The 13,498-nt window shown below is 57.7% G+C and carries 13 protein-coding genes and 2 pseudogenes; 7 read left to right on the top strand and 8 right to left on the bottom strand.

Annotated features, from left to right (window positions below):
* Positions 1-32 precede the first annotated feature (32 nt).
* Positions 33-1,022, top strand: a complete 990-nt coding sequence (locus tag AU14_RS10570; RefSeq protein WP_041340718.1) for an LLM class flavin-dependent oxidoreductase — start codon at positions 33-35, stop codon at positions 1,020-1,022.
* A 5-nt stretch (positions 1,023-1,027) separates the two neighbouring features.
* Here AU14_RS10570 and AU14_RS10565 read toward each other — a convergent pair whose 3' ends face one another.
* Positions 1,028-1,579, bottom strand: coding sequence for a glutathione peroxidase (locus AU14_RS10565; RefSeq protein ID WP_041340716.1), 552 nt, complete (start codon positions 1,577-1,579; stop codon positions 1,028-1,030).
* A gap of 203 nt (positions 1,580-1,782) precedes the next feature.
* Between AU14_RS10565 and AU14_RS10560 the strand changes: the two genes are divergently transcribed.
* The 6 genes from AU14_RS10560 to AU14_RS23835 all read left to right on the top strand — a co-directional run bounded on the left by AU14_RS10560 (position 1,783) and on the right by AU14_RS23835 (position 5,997).
* A complete protein-coding gene (locus tag AU14_RS10560) occupies positions 1,783-2,316 on the top strand; it encodes a YqiA/YcfP family alpha/beta fold hydrolase (RefSeq protein WP_041340715.1) in 534 nt (177 codons plus the stop codon).
* A 141-nt stretch (positions 2,317-2,457) separates the two neighbouring features.
* Positions 2,458-3,486 carry a TRAP transporter substrate-binding protein gene (locus AU14_RS10555; protein WP_041340713.1) on the top strand — a complete coding sequence of 343 codons (1,029 nt, stop codon included), beginning with the start codon at positions 2,458-2,460 and terminating at the stop codon, positions 3,484-3,486.
* A 123-nt stretch (positions 3,487-3,609) separates the two neighbouring features.
* Positions 3,610-4,203: a TRAP transporter small permease gene (locus AU14_RS10550; protein WP_041340711.1), complete on the top strand. Its 594-nt coding sequence runs from the start codon at positions 3,610-3,612 to the stop codon at positions 4,201-4,203.
* A gap of 35 nt (positions 4,204-4,238) precedes the next feature.
* Complete coding sequence (locus AU14_RS10545; RefSeq protein ID WP_041340709.1) at positions 4,239-5,531, top strand: TRAP transporter large permease; 1,293 nt, start codon at positions 4,239-4,241, stop codon at positions 5,529-5,531.
* 27 nt (positions 5,532-5,558) lie between these two features.
* Positions 5,559-5,891, top strand: coding sequence for a universal stress protein (locus tag AU14_RS10540; protein ID WP_269079035.1), 333 nt, complete (start codon positions 5,559-5,561; stop codon positions 5,889-5,891).
* Between the two features lie 40 nt (positions 5,892-5,931).
* The gene (locus AU14_RS23835; RefSeq protein WP_407942852.1) at positions 5,932-5,997 is read left to right on the top strand and encodes a universal stress protein; all 66 of its coding nucleotides are present in this window, start codon (positions 5,932-5,934) and stop codon (positions 5,995-5,997) included.
* 9 nt (positions 5,998-6,006) lie between these two features.
* On the opposite strand, the gene AU14_RS10535 is transcribed toward AU14_RS23835, so the two are convergent.
* From AU14_RS10535 to AU14_RS10510, 7 genes and pseudogenes are all read right to left on the bottom strand, one after another.
* Entirely contained in the window at positions 6,007-7,623 is a 1,617-nt protein-coding gene (locus AU14_RS10535; protein ID WP_236743981.1) for a sensor domain-containing diguanylate cyclase, read from the bottom strand.
* Between the two features lie 71 nt (positions 7,624-7,694).
* Complete coding sequence (locus AU14_RS21440) at positions 7,695-8,282, bottom strand: lactonase family protein (protein WP_236743980.1); 588 nt, start codon at positions 8,280-8,282, stop codon at positions 7,695-7,697.
* A gap of 150 nt (positions 8,283-8,432) precedes the next feature.
* The gene (locus tag AU14_RS10530) at positions 8,433-9,458 is read right to left on the bottom strand and encodes an extracellular solute-binding protein (protein WP_236743979.1); all 1,026 of its coding nucleotides are present in this window, start codon (positions 9,456-9,458) and stop codon (positions 8,433-8,435) included.
* Positions 9,455-10,224: pseudogene (potC, locus tag AU14_RS22835) on the bottom strand (spermidine/putrescine ABC transporter permease PotC). The gene AU14_RS10530 and the pseudogene potC overlap by 4 nt, the downstream one beginning before the upstream one ends.
* Positions 10,224-11,081 (bottom strand): spermidine/putrescine ABC transporter permease PotB, encoded by an 858-nt coding sequence (gene potB / locus AU14_RS10520; RefSeq protein WP_179944706.1) that lies wholly within the window; start codon positions 11,079-11,081, stop codon positions 10,224-10,226. The pseudogene potC and the gene potB overlap by 1 nt, the downstream one beginning before the upstream one ends.
* Entirely contained in the window at positions 11,074-12,195 is a 1,122-nt protein-coding gene (gene potA / locus AU14_RS10515; protein WP_041340707.1) for a spermidine/putrescine ABC transporter ATP-binding protein PotA, read from the bottom strand. The genes potB and potA overlap by 8 nt, the downstream gene beginning before the upstream one ends.
* 141 nt (positions 12,196-12,336) lie before the next feature.
* Positions 12,337-13,403 (bottom strand): annotated as a pseudogene (locus AU14_RS10510) (TRAP transporter substrate-binding protein).
* Between the last annotated feature and the right edge of the window lie 95 nt (positions 13,404-13,498).

Here is a 13,498-nt window from a genome sequence, read left to right as displayed (position 1 = left end):
TCCGTCTCACAAACGAATGTTGCTGGAGCCCCATGCCCACCCGACCTGACTACTCCCTGCTTGAACTCGCCTCGGTACGCGAAGGCGATTCTGTTGGTACCACCCTGGCCAACAGCGTCGCTTATGCCCAGCATGCGGAGGCTCTGGGGTTCCAGCGCTTCTGGCTGGCCGAGCACCACAATATGGAGGGCATCAGTAGCTCCGCCACGTCGGTTCTGATTGGCCACATCGCCGGCAAAACCAACCAGATCCGGGTCGGCTCTGGCGGCGTCATGCTGCCGAATCACCCGCCATTGGTCATTGCTGAACAGTTCGGAACCCTGGAAAGCCTTTATCCGGGGCGCATTGATCTGGGCCTGGGTCGGGCACCCGGCACTGACCCTGTTACCGCTCAGGCTTTACGCCGGGATGGCCTCGGTGCGGAACAATTTCCAGAAGATGTGGCCCGGCTCCAGGAGCTGTTGGGGCCGCTGCATCCGGGCCAGGCGGTGAAGGCCATTCCCGGGGCGGGCACCGAGGTGCCGATCTGGCTCTTGGGTTCAAGTCTCTACAGTGCCCAGCTGGCGGCTATGCGCGGCCTTCCCTATGCCTTCGCCGGTCACTTTGCGCCGCGACTGTATCGCGAGGCGCTGCGTGTCTACCGGGATAACTTCCAGCCCTCTGAACGACTGGATCGGCCCTACGCCATGCTCGCGGTTCCCGCCGTTCCCGCCGACTCCATGTCGGAAGCGAAGTTCCTGGCGACCACCAGCTACCAGCGCATCCTCTCTCTGTTCCGGGGGCAGCCGCTGTGGATGCGTCCGCCAGTCGAGTCCATGAACGGGCTCTGGAACGCCGGCGAGAAAGCCAGCGTTCAGGATTTCCTCTCGCTACAAATGATGGGCGATGCCAACGACCTGAACCGCCAGCTTGATAACCTGTTGGCCGGCGTGGAGGTGGACGAGCTGATGTTCACCATCGACATCTACGATCCGGCCCACCGTCGTCGCGCCCTCGATATTTTGGCCCAAACCCGGACCTGATCGCGCTAGAGCACCGACTCGATGGCCCGAATCAACTTCGGGTCAGACGGTCCAACCCAGCTTGGGAAGGCCTCAAGCACCTGGCCATTGCGGTCGACCAGGTATTTCGAGAAGTTCCACTGGGGTGGCGTGCTTTGCTCGTTGATGTACGCAAATAACGGCGTGGCGTCCGCCCCGGTCACCGGGCCGGGCGCGATCATGGTGAACTCGACACCAAAATTCTTGTAGCACACCGACGCCGCTTCTTTCTCGCTGGAAGCTTCCTGCCGGAAGTCGTTGCTGGCAAAACCAACTACGACTAGCCCCTGATCACGGTATTGATCGTGGATCGCCTGCAAGCCCCCGAACTGCCCGGTGTAACCACAATGGCTGGCGGTATTCACAACCAGCATAGGCTTGCCTGCTGCCAGGTCACAAAGATTCACTGCATCGGTAGAATGGAGCTTGCGCAGGTCGTGGTCCAGAAAGGCCGGACATGCGGCTGCTTCCGGCTCAGAGGCCTGGATTGCGGGCGTCACCAGGATAGTGAGCAAAAGCCCGATCGTTACTCTGATCATCGTGTATTCCCCCTCGTTACCTACCGGTTTTACGAACGGGGCCCGAAAACGGTTCCAATCACGCCTCCCCCAGCTGGACAGGCCCGGCTTCTGCCACTAGATTGCCCGTGATCAGCAACCAGCCCAGCAATCTTCCAAACAACTTTCCAGACAACTTTCCAGACAAGTCTCCAACAAACCCAACCAGAGCAAGGACCAAGACAATGCCTGACCTGCACGTACTGCTATCCCACGGCCTGGAAAGTGGCCCCGGTGGCACCAAAATTCAGGCCATGAAAGCCGTTGCCGAGAGTTTTCCCGGGGTAACCGCCATCGCAGTCGACCATCGCAGCACCAAGGTGCCGGCCACCCGGCTTGAGCAAATGGCGGCTGCCATGGCCGAGGCCGGCGCCGATCCGGCACGAACGGTGTTAGCGGGATCCAGCATGGGCGGCTGGGTGTGCGCTCAAACCAGCGCGGATTCACCGGTGCTGGGTTGTTTCCTGCTGGCCCCCGCGCTGGCCATGACTGGCTACCCGCAATCAAGCCCACGGATTCAGGCCCGCCACTGCCAGATCATTCACGGCTGGGACGACGACGTGGTGCCGGTTATGCCGGTGCTTGAGCTGGCGCGGGAACAGGCACTGCCGGCGCTGGTGCTGCCCGATGGCCATCGGCTCGAAAACAGCGTCGATCGCGTGGTCTCGGAGTTCCGGCTGTTTCTTGAACTTTGCCGCGCTGACCTGAATAAAGACTAATTTCATGCACTTGCAATATCAGTTCAAAATTATGGCTTGAAATTATTGTTTTGGTAGTTTCCTTGCGAAAACGTCGTTGTTTTGCCAGTCTTTATTGATGGAATGATAAGTTTCGTTAATAAAATGGACGGAGAAAACCCGATGAGCAGCATAAGTAAACTGAAGAAACTGGCTGGAATTTCCGCGTTCGCTTTTGCGGCCATGACCGCCGCCAACTCTGTTAACGCCGCCAACTGGCGCTATGCGCACGAGGAATATGAGGGCGACGTTCAGGACGTGTTCGCTTATAAATTCAAGGAATACATCGAGAACAACTCCGAGCACACCCTGCAGATCTATCGCTTCGGCGAGCTCGGCGAGTCTGACGACATCATGGAGCAGACTCAGGCCGGCATTCTTAACTTTGTTAACCAGTCCCCTGGTTTCACCGGCGCGCTGATTCCCGAAGCACAGATTTTCTTTATCCCTTATCTGATGCCCACAGACATGGACACGGTCATCACCTTCTTCCGTGAAAGTGAAGCGATCAACGAAGACTTCCCCGAGCTGTATGCAGAAAAAGGTCTTGAGCTGCTGAAGATGTACCCGGAAGGCGAGATGGTCGTGACCGTAGACGAGCCGGTGACCAAGCCTGAGGACTTCAACAACAAGAAGATCCGGGTTATGACCAACCCGCTGCTGTCGGAAACCTACAGCGCCTTTGGTGCCACCCCGACTCCGCTGCCCTGGGGTGAAGTGTACGGTGCCCTGCAGACCAACATGATTCAGGGTCAGGAAAACCCGATTTTCTGGATCGAGTCCGGCGGTCTGTATGAAGTATCTCCGAACCTGGTCTTTACCAGCCACGGCTGGTTCACCACCGCCATGATGGCGAACAAGAGCTTCTACGAGGACCTGGCACCGCAGGACAAAGAGCTGGTGCAGATGGCCTCTGATTACGCCTTCGAAGAAATCATCAAGCACATCGATGGTCTGGCCGACGAAGCACTGGCCAAAATCCAGAAGGCCTCTGATGACGTTACTGTGACCCGTCTGAACGACGAGCAGATCAAGGCATTCAAGGATCGCGCTCCTCAGGTTGAGCAAAAGTACATCGAAATGACCGGCGAAAGCGGCAAAGAGCTGCTGAACCAGTTCAAGGAAGACCTGAAAGAAGTTCAGAGCAAGTAATCTGACCCGCATCATTTCTGATGCACCACGGCCCGCCGGCGCCAGCCGGTGGGCCAGTCTCTTAACCCCGCGCCGCCGGGGGCAGCCTACCGGCCGGGCGCAGCATGTTCTGGAGCAGAACCCATGTCCGAGAACTCCCCGGATTTAGAGGACGATACAGGCAGCTACGAATCGGGCCTGCCCGGGTTTCTGGGAACCATCGATGTCTGGATCAGTAAGATTGAAGCGGTAATGCTGGCGGTTGGGGTCATCCTGATGGCCATTAACACCTGCGTAAACGTCATTGCCCGTTTTGTCTTCGGCGAAGGGTTGTTCTTCTCCGGTGAGATTAACCGGATCCTCATCATCCTGATCACCTTTGCCGGTATCGGCTACGCCGCACGCCATGGTCGCCACATCCGTATGTCCGCGGTCTACGACGCCTTCCCCGCCAAAGGCCGCAAGGTCCTGATGATCTTCATTGCCCTCTTCACCTCCGTGGTGATGTTTTTCCTGTGTTATCACTCATTCGGTTACGTCGAGACTCTCTACAGTCGCGGCCGGATCCTGCCGGCGCTCGGTTTCGAAATCTGGTGGATCTATGTCTGGGCACCCGTCGGCTTTGCCATAACCGGCATTCAGTACTTTCTCACTGCTGTCAAAAACTTGACCAGCAAAGACGTGTATCTCTCAACCGGGGTGGTTGATGGCTACAGCGATACCGAATCAGAAGTATGAACCACGCAGCTGATACCAGGTAAGGATAGAAAAACATGGCAACTACAATGATGTTGATCATGATCGGGTTGTTGCTGCTCGGCTTCCCGATGATGGTTCCGCTGATCGCCGCCGCGGTGTTCGGCTTTGTAACGATGTTCGATGGCTTTGGCCAGATGGGCACCTTTATCCAGCAGATGATGGGGGGAATCCGGCCGGCCTCGCTGATTGCCGTGCCCATGTTCATCCTGGCTGCTGACATCATGACCCGAGGCCAGTCGGCCGACCGGTTGATCAATATGGTTATGGCCTTCATTGGCCACTTCAAAGGCGGGCTAGCGATCAGCACCGCAACGTCTTGCACCCTTTTTGGTGCCGTTTCCGGGTCCACCCAGGCTACCGTGGTCGCCGTTGGCTCGCCGCTCCGTCCGAAAATGCTGAAAGCCGGCTACTCAGACCCGTTTACCCTGGCCCTGATCATCAACGCCAGTGACATTGCCTTCCTGATCCCGCCCAGCATTGGCATGATCATTTACGGGGTTATCTCGGGAACCTCCATTGCCGAGCTGTTCATTGCCGGTATTGGCCCCGGCGTCCTGATCCTGTTCATGTTTTCCATCTACTGCCTGATCTACGCCTATAAGAACAACGTGCCCACAGAGGAAAAAGCCTCTTGGGGCCAGCGCGCAGTGTCGGTCCGCGACGCCCTGTGGCCACTGTTTTTCCCGGTGATCATCGTCGGTGGTATCTACGGCGGCATTTTCAGCCCGACCGAGGCCGCTGCGGTGTGCGTGCTCTACGCCTTCCTGCTGGAGTTCGTGGTGTTCCGGGAGCTGAAACTGACGGATATCTACCGCATTGCCAAGTCCACCGGCCTGATCACCGCAGTGGTGTTTATTCTGGTGGCCGTGGGCAACGGCTTTTCATGGATCATTTCGTTTGCCCAGATTCCGCAAGCTATTCTGGAAGCAGTGGGCGTTAACGAGGCCGGTCCGGTCGGCGTCTTGGTCGCAATCTGCGTGGCGTTCTTCATTGCCTGTATGTTCGTCGATCCGATCGTGGTCATTCTGGTACTGACGCCCATCTTTGCGCCGGCCATTCAATCCACGGGACTGGATCCGGTATTGGTAGGCGTGCTTATCACCCTGCAGGTGGCCATAGGCTCGGCGACGCCGCCGTTTGGCTGTGACATATTCACTGCGATCGCCATCTTTAAGCGGCCGTATCTGGAGGTTATCCGTGGCACGCCACCGTTCATTTTCATCCTGGTGGCAGCCGCCGGGTTGATCATCGCGTTCCCCGACATTGCCCTGTTCCTGCGTGACGTTGCTTCAGGGACTGACCCGTAACCGGCCCTGAGGCTTAAGGAGAGAACCATGTTCAAAAGGATCCTGGTCGCCGTTGATGGCTCCAAGACATCCCTCAAGGCCATGGACAAGGCCATTGAACTGCAGCAGCTAACCGATGCCGAGATCTACCTGCTGTGCGTGTACAAGCACCACAGCCTGTTCGAGGCTTCGCTGTCGATTGGCAGGCCTCCGGGCATGGACATCCCCGATAAAGTGCTCTCGGAATACGCCAAAGAGGTGGTCAACCACGCCAAAGATCTGGCAAAGTCGCACGGCGCCACCAAGGTACGGGGCTTTGTCAAAGGCGGCCGTCCGTCAAAAGTGATCATCAAGTTCGCTCAGGACAAGGAAGCGACCTGATCGTTGTGGGTACCAAGGTACTCACAGCGACAAAGACGGCATTCTGCTCGGCAGCGTCTCCCATCGGGTGGCGTCCAACGCCAAGTGCCCTGTGCTTGTGGTCTGACTCGTAATCCTAGGCGGCCTGGCCGCCATGAATCCAGACCCGATTGCGCCCTTCTTCCTTGGCCTGGTAAAGCGCCTGGTCAGCAAGGCTGAGCAGTTGACGCGGCTCGCCGTCAGCTTCTGGCCAACTGGCCACGCCCACCGACACCGTCACCGCGCCGAGATTCCGGCCTTCGAAAACCACATCAACATCAGCCACAGCATCGCACAGGCTCTGTGCCCGTTCTCTGCCATCATCGGTCATCGCCCCCGGCAGGATCACCACAAACTCCTCGCCGCCAAATCGGCACACAATGTCGCTTTCCCTGAACTGGTTCAGCAACACAGAGGCAACGGATTGCAGCGCCCGGTCACCAGCTTCGTGTCCATGGGTGTCGTTGAAGACTTTGAAATGGTCGATATCAACAACCAACAACGACAGCGGGGTGCGCCCGCGCTGAGCTACGGCACACTGGTGATGAAACAGCTGATCAAAGTAGCGCCGGTTTTTCAGGCCGGTTAACGCGTCTTCGTAGGAGAATTTCTGCAGCTCCTCACGCAAGGATATTTTGGACAGGGTGATGCCGATGCGCTGGATGGCCTGATTCAAGACCGCAAACAGCCGTGCCACGCCGTACTCGCTTCCGGCGGCATCGAACAGGCCCTCACTTTCCAGCAGCATTATGCTATCGGTCACCAGACCATCACTGGCGGATTCCACGTTAATCCAGAAACAAAGCTGCTGGTTGGCCCTCGACCGTTCCCGATCCGATGTCGCCGCTTCGGACGAGGCCGGCGGCAGCTCCGAAGGCCTTGGCAAACCATCGCTGGTATTGAGCTGAAGCGGCATAGCGGAACTCTCGCCTTCCTGCCCCCATTGCGAGAGCCTCTCATAGGCCTCACCAGGCGTGCGCCGGTACAGCGCACCACGCAGGGGGCTGCACAGATCCGGCAAGCTGCCGGTCAGAACGGCGTAGGCTTGCCCCAGGTTCAGGCAGTCCTGTAACTGGGTGATCATATCGCCCAGCACCCGGTTTTTTTCGTTTTCAAAGGTCAGCAGTCGCACCCGTGCCTGCTCGCGGCGAGCCAGGGATTCTGCTCGTTCGGTGCGCTCCGCCACCTTTTGCTCCAGGGAAATCGCCAGCTGAGTCAGTGCCTTCTGAGTGCGCGCGTAATGCCACAGCGCAATCCACACCACAGCCAGCAGGAACACCAGAATGCCCCAGCTAACCGGTATCCGGCCCCACGGCAACACGCCATGAGCCACTGCCATGTCGGCCACCAACAAAGCGCAGAACACACCATAAGTCACCAGCAAAACCCGCTGTTCCCGCAACAGATGACGGAAACGTCGTACCGCCACCGAAGCCATACAGGTTACGGTGATAAGAAACAGGGCATCAAAAACCGGGAAGGTCGACGACAAATCCACCAGCCCGGACAGAGACAAACCGATTGCGCCCACCAAGTACACCAGATGCAGCTTCCAGATCCGGTTAATCAGCCAGGGACGATGATCAGACAGCCAATGTTCCAGCATCAGAGCCAATGCCACCGGCAGCATGTAATAAGAGCCCGCGGCCAGATAATCCCACAATAATGGCTTATAAAAGATCAGCAGGCTGGCCTGGCTTTCGGCCACCAGCATCAAGCCTGCTGACATGGCAAACAGGGCAATACAGGCGAAGGTCTTCTTTTCCGTTTGCAGCAGGGCAAATATCAGCGCCAGAATCGCGATAAGGCAGCAAAGCCCGCCACGATCAACGCCTTCAGAGAGTTTTTCAGGGTGAACAACACCAGATCGGTGTAGTCCATAATCGCGACTTCCCCCCAGAGTCCGATGTCAGTGTAGTCTGAAAATACCCTGAAATAGATTGGCTCACTATGGTAATCCTCGGGCAGTGGTATGGCGTGCCAGGGCCAACCTTCAAACGAACCTCGGCCGTCACTATCGAGGGTGCCATACTGATAGATCTTGTCGGCGCCCAGATACACCTGAAAGATGATATCGACACTGAAGATGTACAGCACAGGCTCCTGGAAATCGCCGGAAGGCAGAGTTACCCGGTACCAGACATGTTCCTGCCCCTTTCGATCAGGCGGATTGGAGGGAAAGCCAATGCTCTGCCACTCAGTCGGCGCGTCCTGTTGGACCCAGTCGGGAGTGCCATCGGCGCCAAAGGGTGAATCCCCCCAGCGATATTCCCAACCCTCGGCCACCGGCTGAGATGCAGCTGTGACTGTGCCGGGCAGCATCAGCGCCAGCAAAAAAAGAATGATCAGGTGCAGGGAACGGGCCACAGACATCTGGTTTGGGGACCTGAACTGGGTAAAAACCAAGCATTAACTATAGGTCAATACAGCACATATCGGCCCCCTCGGCCAATAAAAAAAGGAGGCCTGAGCCTCCCTTTTTAGTGCACCCGCTTGATCACAAACGGATTTAGCGCCCTGATTTCAGCATTTCCCAGTACTTGGCGTAGATCTGCAGGCTTCATCGCCAATGTCGGTCTGGAACTCGGCATTCAGCATATCCTGCGCAGACGGGTAGCTGGCTCGGTTATTGGCCACTTCCTCGCTCAACTCCTCGCGGGCCGCCAGGTTCGGCGTCGCGTAACCGATTTCCTCACTGATCAGGGCGGAGATTTCGGGCCGCAGTACAAAGCTGATGAACTGATGTGCAGCTTCCGGGTTCTTGGCGTTCTTCGGAATCACGAAGCTGTCGAGCCAGGCGATGATGCCTTCCTGCGGGTAAACATACTCCAGTGACGGCATGGTGTCCTTGCCCATCACCGCTTCGCCGTTCCAGATCATGCCGACGTCAGTTTCGCCCTCGAGGTAAGGCATGCGCGGCGCATCGGAATTGAAGGTGCGCACCGACGGCATCAACTCGGACAACTTCTCATAAGCAGCTTCGATCTCCTCCGGATTGGTGCTGTTGCCGGAGTAACCCAGCACCCGTAGGCCCACGTGGAAAACTTCGCGCATATCGTTGGTCAGCATCACCCGGCCCTCAAAGCGCTCATCCCACAGGTCTTCCCAGGCGGTGACCTGCTCGCCCTCGATGTCGGAGGTGTCAACGGCCAGCCCGGTGGTGCCCCAGAGATACGGCACGCTGTACTGGTTGCCGGGGTCGATATCCAGGTTCACCAACTCCGGATCCAGCTTATCAAAGCCTTCGATCTTGCTGCGATCGATGGGCATCAGTAATTCTTCCTGGCGCATTTTGCTGACGTAGTAGGTCGATGGAATCGCCAGGTCGTAGGCCGCGCTGTCGTCCAGCAGTTTCAACCGGGCGTACATGGCTTCGTTGCTGTCGTAGGTGGTGTAAACCACCTGGATGCCGGTTTCTTCCTGGAACCGGTTGAGTACTTCCTGGGGCATGTACTCAGACCAGTTGTACAGGTTGAGAACCTGAGGCTCCTCGGAACTGCAGCCCGTCAGACTTACCGCCAACAGGCCGGCCAGTGCCAGTTTCTTCATCGTTTGCTCCTTATCAGAATCCATTGGGATAACATCAGCATGACCAGTGAAAACACCAGCAACAGGGTGCCGAGGGCGTTGACCTCGGGCTTCAGGCCCACACGCACCATAGAATAGATGCGCAGGGGCAAAATTTCATAACTCGGGCCGCTAACGAAGGTGCTCACCACCACATCGTCCAGAGACAGGGTAAATCCCAGCAACCAGCCAGCCAGCAGCGCCGGCATTATGGCCGGTATCAGGACGGTCCGGGTCATGGTGAAATCGCTTGCACCCAGATCCCGGGCCGCCTCGGGCAGGCTTTCGTCAAAGCCGCTGAGCCGGGCCATCACAGTAATCACCACGAACGGCAAACAGAAGGTCACATGGGCAGCAACAGCGATACATAGCCTAGCTGTAACCCCACCAGTAAGAACAGCGCCAGCAGGGAGATCGCCAGCACAATTTCCGGCGACATCATCACCACAAACAGCATGCCGTTGAGTACCCGCTTGCCCCGGAATCGGTAGCGATGCAGCGCCAGGGCGGTCAAGGCGCCGATCAGGGTCGACACGGTGGCGGCAGAGAGCGCCAACCAAAGGGAATTCCACATGGCCCGTACCATGGCGGTGTTGTTGAACAGTGCCTCGTACCAGCGCAGGCTGAGGCCACCCCAGTCGTAACCGGTGCGGGCATCATTAAATGAAAACACCACCAGCACCACGATCGGCACGTACAGCAGAATATACACCAGGGTCAGGTAGGTTCTGGGCAGCCAGGTTTTCATCAGGCGCCCTCCTCACCCAGACGCCGCTTACTCAATTTATGAGCAAACATCAGCAGCGCCATGGTCAGCGTCAGCACAATGCTGGCGGCAGCGCCAAACGGCCAGTTCCTGGCATCCAGGAACTGGTTCTTGATCACGTTACCCACCAGCAGGTTGCGGGACCCACCCAGGATATCCGGCACGAAGAACAGCCCCATGGCCGGCAGCAGCACCAGCATCACGCCTGCCAGCACGCCCGGCAGGGTCAGCGGCACAATCACATGCACGAAGGTGGCCAGGCGGCCTGCGCCCAGATCGTGCGACGCCAAAAGAAGTTCCTGCCGCAGATCATCAAACACCGAGTACAGGGGCAGGATCATAAACGGCAGCAGCAGATACACCAGACCAATGATCACCGCCCCTTCGGTGTACAGCATCTGCAGGGGTTCCTCGATCAGCCCCACTGACAGCAGTGCTTTGTTCAGCAGGCCATTGGTGGCCAGAATCAGTTTCAGGGCGTAGGTACGAACCAGGGAGTTGGTCCAGAACGGCACGATCAACAGGAATATCAGCAGCAACTGACGCTGCTTGGCCACTTTCGACAGCGCCCAGGCGAAGGGGTAGCCAATCAGCAGGCAAATCAGCGTGGTCATTGCCGCCATGTACAGGGAGTGCAGGAACACATCCAGGTACAGCGAATCGAACAGCTGCCGGTAGGCATCGAGGTTGAGCGGCAGTGACAGAAAGGTGGCCGGGTCGCGAGTCATCACGCTCGCACCCACTACCAGCAGGTTTGGGGTGAGCACCAGGAACAGCAGCCAACCCCAGACCAGCGCCAGAACTGCAGTTTTGAACGGTTGTTGCCGGATACTATGCATCAGCCGACATTTCCTCGTCGGCGATTTCACCCGTTTCTTCCGGGAGCAGCCACTCCCAGCCGTCAACCCAGCTTACCCTGACCGGCTCGCCGAGGCGGTAATCGAACATCGGATCATCCTCGTCGAAGAACTCACTGGCCAGTACTTCGGTACCGTCTTCCAGGTGGATCACCGAATCCAGGGTACTACCCTTGTAGTTCCGCTCGACGATCTTACCGGCCACGCCCTGGTCGCCACTGGGATCCAGCACCCGGATATCCTCCGGCCGCAGCAGAACGTGCACGGGCTGGCCTTCCTGCACCGCAAAACTCGGGCGCCGCAGCTTGCGCCTGAAGCCAAGCACGTCCACCAATATGCTGTCGTCGTCCTGGCTCAGTACCCGGCCGGGAAAGAGATTGGTCTCACCGACAAAGCCAGCGGTGAACAAGTTAGCCGGCCGCTCATAAACTTCTCGCGGGGTACCCAGCTGCTGCACCAGGCCACTTTTGAGCACCACTACCCGGTCCGACATGGACAGAGCTTCTTCCTGATCGTGGGTAACGAATACGAAGGTGATGCCCAGCTCCCGCTGCAGGCGCTTGAGTTCAACCTGCATGGTTCGGCGCAGTTTGTAGTCCAGGGCCGACAGGGGCTCGTCCAGCAGCAGAAGGCGCGGGCGCTTGATCACCGCCCGGGCAATTGCCACTCGCTGCTGCTGGCCACCGGACAGCTGGTGGGGCTTGCGTCGGGCGAAGTCCTGCAGTTGAACCATTGCCAGCACTTCGTCCACGCGCTGGCGAATCTCGTCCTTGGGCCGTTTTTCCATTTTCAGGCCGTAAGCCACATTGTCGAAAACCGACATGTGCGGAAACAGCGCGTAGTGCTGGAATACCGTATTGAGGGGCCGGTGTTCTGGCGGCACCTGGGTCAGGTCGGTGCCATCGAGGGTAATAGTGCCGGCATCCGGATGTTCAAACCCCGCAATCAGCCTGAGTAGCGTGGTTTTACCACAGCCTGAAGGACCAAGAAGGGTGATGAACTCACCATCCAGGATATCGAGATCCAAGGCATCGAGAACGGTCTTGCCGCTAAAGTGTTTGGAAAGTTCACGCAGTGAAAGGAGTGTTTTCTTCATCGGACCTGCCCAAGGAATGAGCAAGCTATTTTTTCAGAAAGCAGCGCAAACAAAAAGGGGCGTTGGGATAATCCGAAACCCCAAAGCCCCTTAGCTATCAGCGTACTACCAGCCCATTAAAGGCTGATGCCTGCTCTTGCGTTATTCTCCGGCCACACTATCGAGGTAGGCCTTGTCTGAAATATTGGTCCACTGACGCACCTGCCGCAGGTACTCGCGCTGGGACGTGATGATTTCCTTCGCCAGCGGGTCGTTCTCCGCGGCTTCCTTGAGTAGCTTGTTAGTCGCGCTGCGCAGGGCCTCGATGACTTCCGGCGGGAAGGTTCTGTGGGTCACGTCCGGGTAGTTCTCTTTCATCTTGTCCCAGGCCACGCCGCTTTCGTGGGTGCTTTGGATGTACATATCATAGGCGGCGGTGCGCATAGACACTCGCAACACTTCCTGCAGATCCTTGGGCAGCTTGTCCCAGGTTTCCTTGTTGATCAGGAACTGCACTTCAGCACCCGGCTCCTGCCAGCCCGAGTAGTAATTCTTGGCGATCTGGTGGAAGCCCATGCTGAAGTCCAGGGCCGGACCCACCCACTCCAGGGCATCGATGGTGCCACGCTCCAGTGCGCTATAAAGTTCGCCCGGCGGAATATTGGTGACCGCAACCCCCAGCTCCGACATCACCTCGCCGGCGAAGCCCGGCGTGCGCATCTTGATGCCTTTCAGATCTTCCAGGGAGTTGATCTCTTCACGGAACCAGCCGCCCATCTGGTTGCCGGTGTTACCACCTGGAAACGACAGAAGGCCATGCGGCTCATAAACTTTGCGCATCAGTTCCATGCCCTCGCCGTGGTAGAACCAGGCGTATTGCTCCGGGGCGATCATGCCGAACGGCACGGTAGTGAAGTACATAGCGTTGGGAATGGTGCCCTTGTAGTAATAGGACGCCGTGTGGCCCATTTCGTACTGACCGTTGCGTACCAGATCGAAGATGCCGAACGGCGCCTTGTGCTTGTTGGAGCGTCGATACGAATCTTGAGCCGGCCACTGGACATGGTTTCGGCCATCTTGGCCATGTGTTCTACGGTTTCGCCGAGAATCGGTGAATTCGGGCCCCAGGTCTGCGCAAGGCGCAGTGTGAAACTGTCCTCAGCCAGGCTGAGTGGACTGAAAGCAAACAGCAGCGCAAGCGCAGCCATTTTGAGCGGGCGAGTAATCATTGTTGGCACCATTGATCCGATTGTTATGTAGATATTTTTTATCCCGAGCCAATACTAGCGTGGGACCAAGCACCCCGCCAAGCCCTACTCTCAGC

The organism is Marinobacter similis (assembly GCF_000830985.1).
Classification (GTDB): Bacteria; Pseudomonadota; Gammaproteobacteria; order Pseudomonadales; family Oleiphilaceae; genus Marinobacter; species Marinobacter similis.
The sequence above is the reverse complement of the archived record's forward strand: the minus strand, read 5'-3'. Positions and strand labels throughout refer to the sequence as shown.

What these genes read in the sequence shown, in the direction of transcription:
- AU14_RS10540 (WP_269079035.1), top strand. Translation starts at nt 5,559, where the DNA reads ATGTTCAAAAGGATCCTGGTCGCCGTTGATGGCTCCAAGACATCCCTC.
- AU14_RS10535 (WP_236743981.1), bottom strand. Translation starts at nt 7,623, where the DNA reads ATGCTGGTGGCCGAAAGCCAGGCCAGCCTGCTGATCTTTTATAAGCCA.
- AU14_RS10570 (WP_041340718.1), top strand. Translation starts at nt 33, where the DNA reads ATGCCCACCCGACCTGACTACTCCCTGCTTGAACTCGCCTCGGTACGC.
- AU14_RS10555 (WP_041340713.1), top strand. Translation starts at nt 2,458, where the DNA reads ATGAGCAGCATAAGTAAACTGAAGAAACTGGCTGGAATTTCCGCGTTC.
- potB (WP_179944706.1), bottom strand. Translation starts at nt 11,081, where the DNA reads ATGCATAGTATCCGGCAACAACCGTTCAAAACTGCAGTTCTGGCGCTG.
- potA (WP_041340707.1), bottom strand. Translation starts at nt 12,195, where the DNA reads ATGAAGAAAACACTCCTTTCACTGCGTGAACTTTCCAAACACTTTAGC.
- AU14_RS10550 (WP_041340711.1), top strand. Translation starts at nt 3,610, where the DNA reads ATGTCCGAGAACTCCCCGGATTTAGAGGACGATACAGGCAGCTACGAA.
- AU14_RS10565 (WP_041340716.1), bottom strand. Translation starts at nt 1,579, where the DNA reads ATGATCAGAGTAACGATCGGGCTTTTGCTCACTATCCTGGTGACGCCC.
- AU14_RS21440 (WP_236743980.1), bottom strand. Translation starts at nt 8,282, where the DNA reads ATGTCTGTGGCCCGTTCCCTGCACCTGATCATTCTTTTTTTGCTGGCG.
- AU14_RS10560 (WP_041340715.1), top strand. Translation starts at nt 1,783, where the DNA reads ATGCCTGACCTGCACGTACTGCTATCCCACGGCCTGGAAAGTGGCCCC.
- AU14_RS10545 (WP_041340709.1), top strand. Translation starts at nt 4,239, where the DNA reads ATGGCAACTACAATGATGTTGATCATGATCGGGTTGTTGCTGCTCGGC.
- AU14_RS10530 (WP_236743979.1), bottom strand. Translation starts at nt 9,458, where the DNA reads ATGAAGAAACTGGCACTGGCCGGCCTGTTGGCGGTAAGTCTGACGGGC.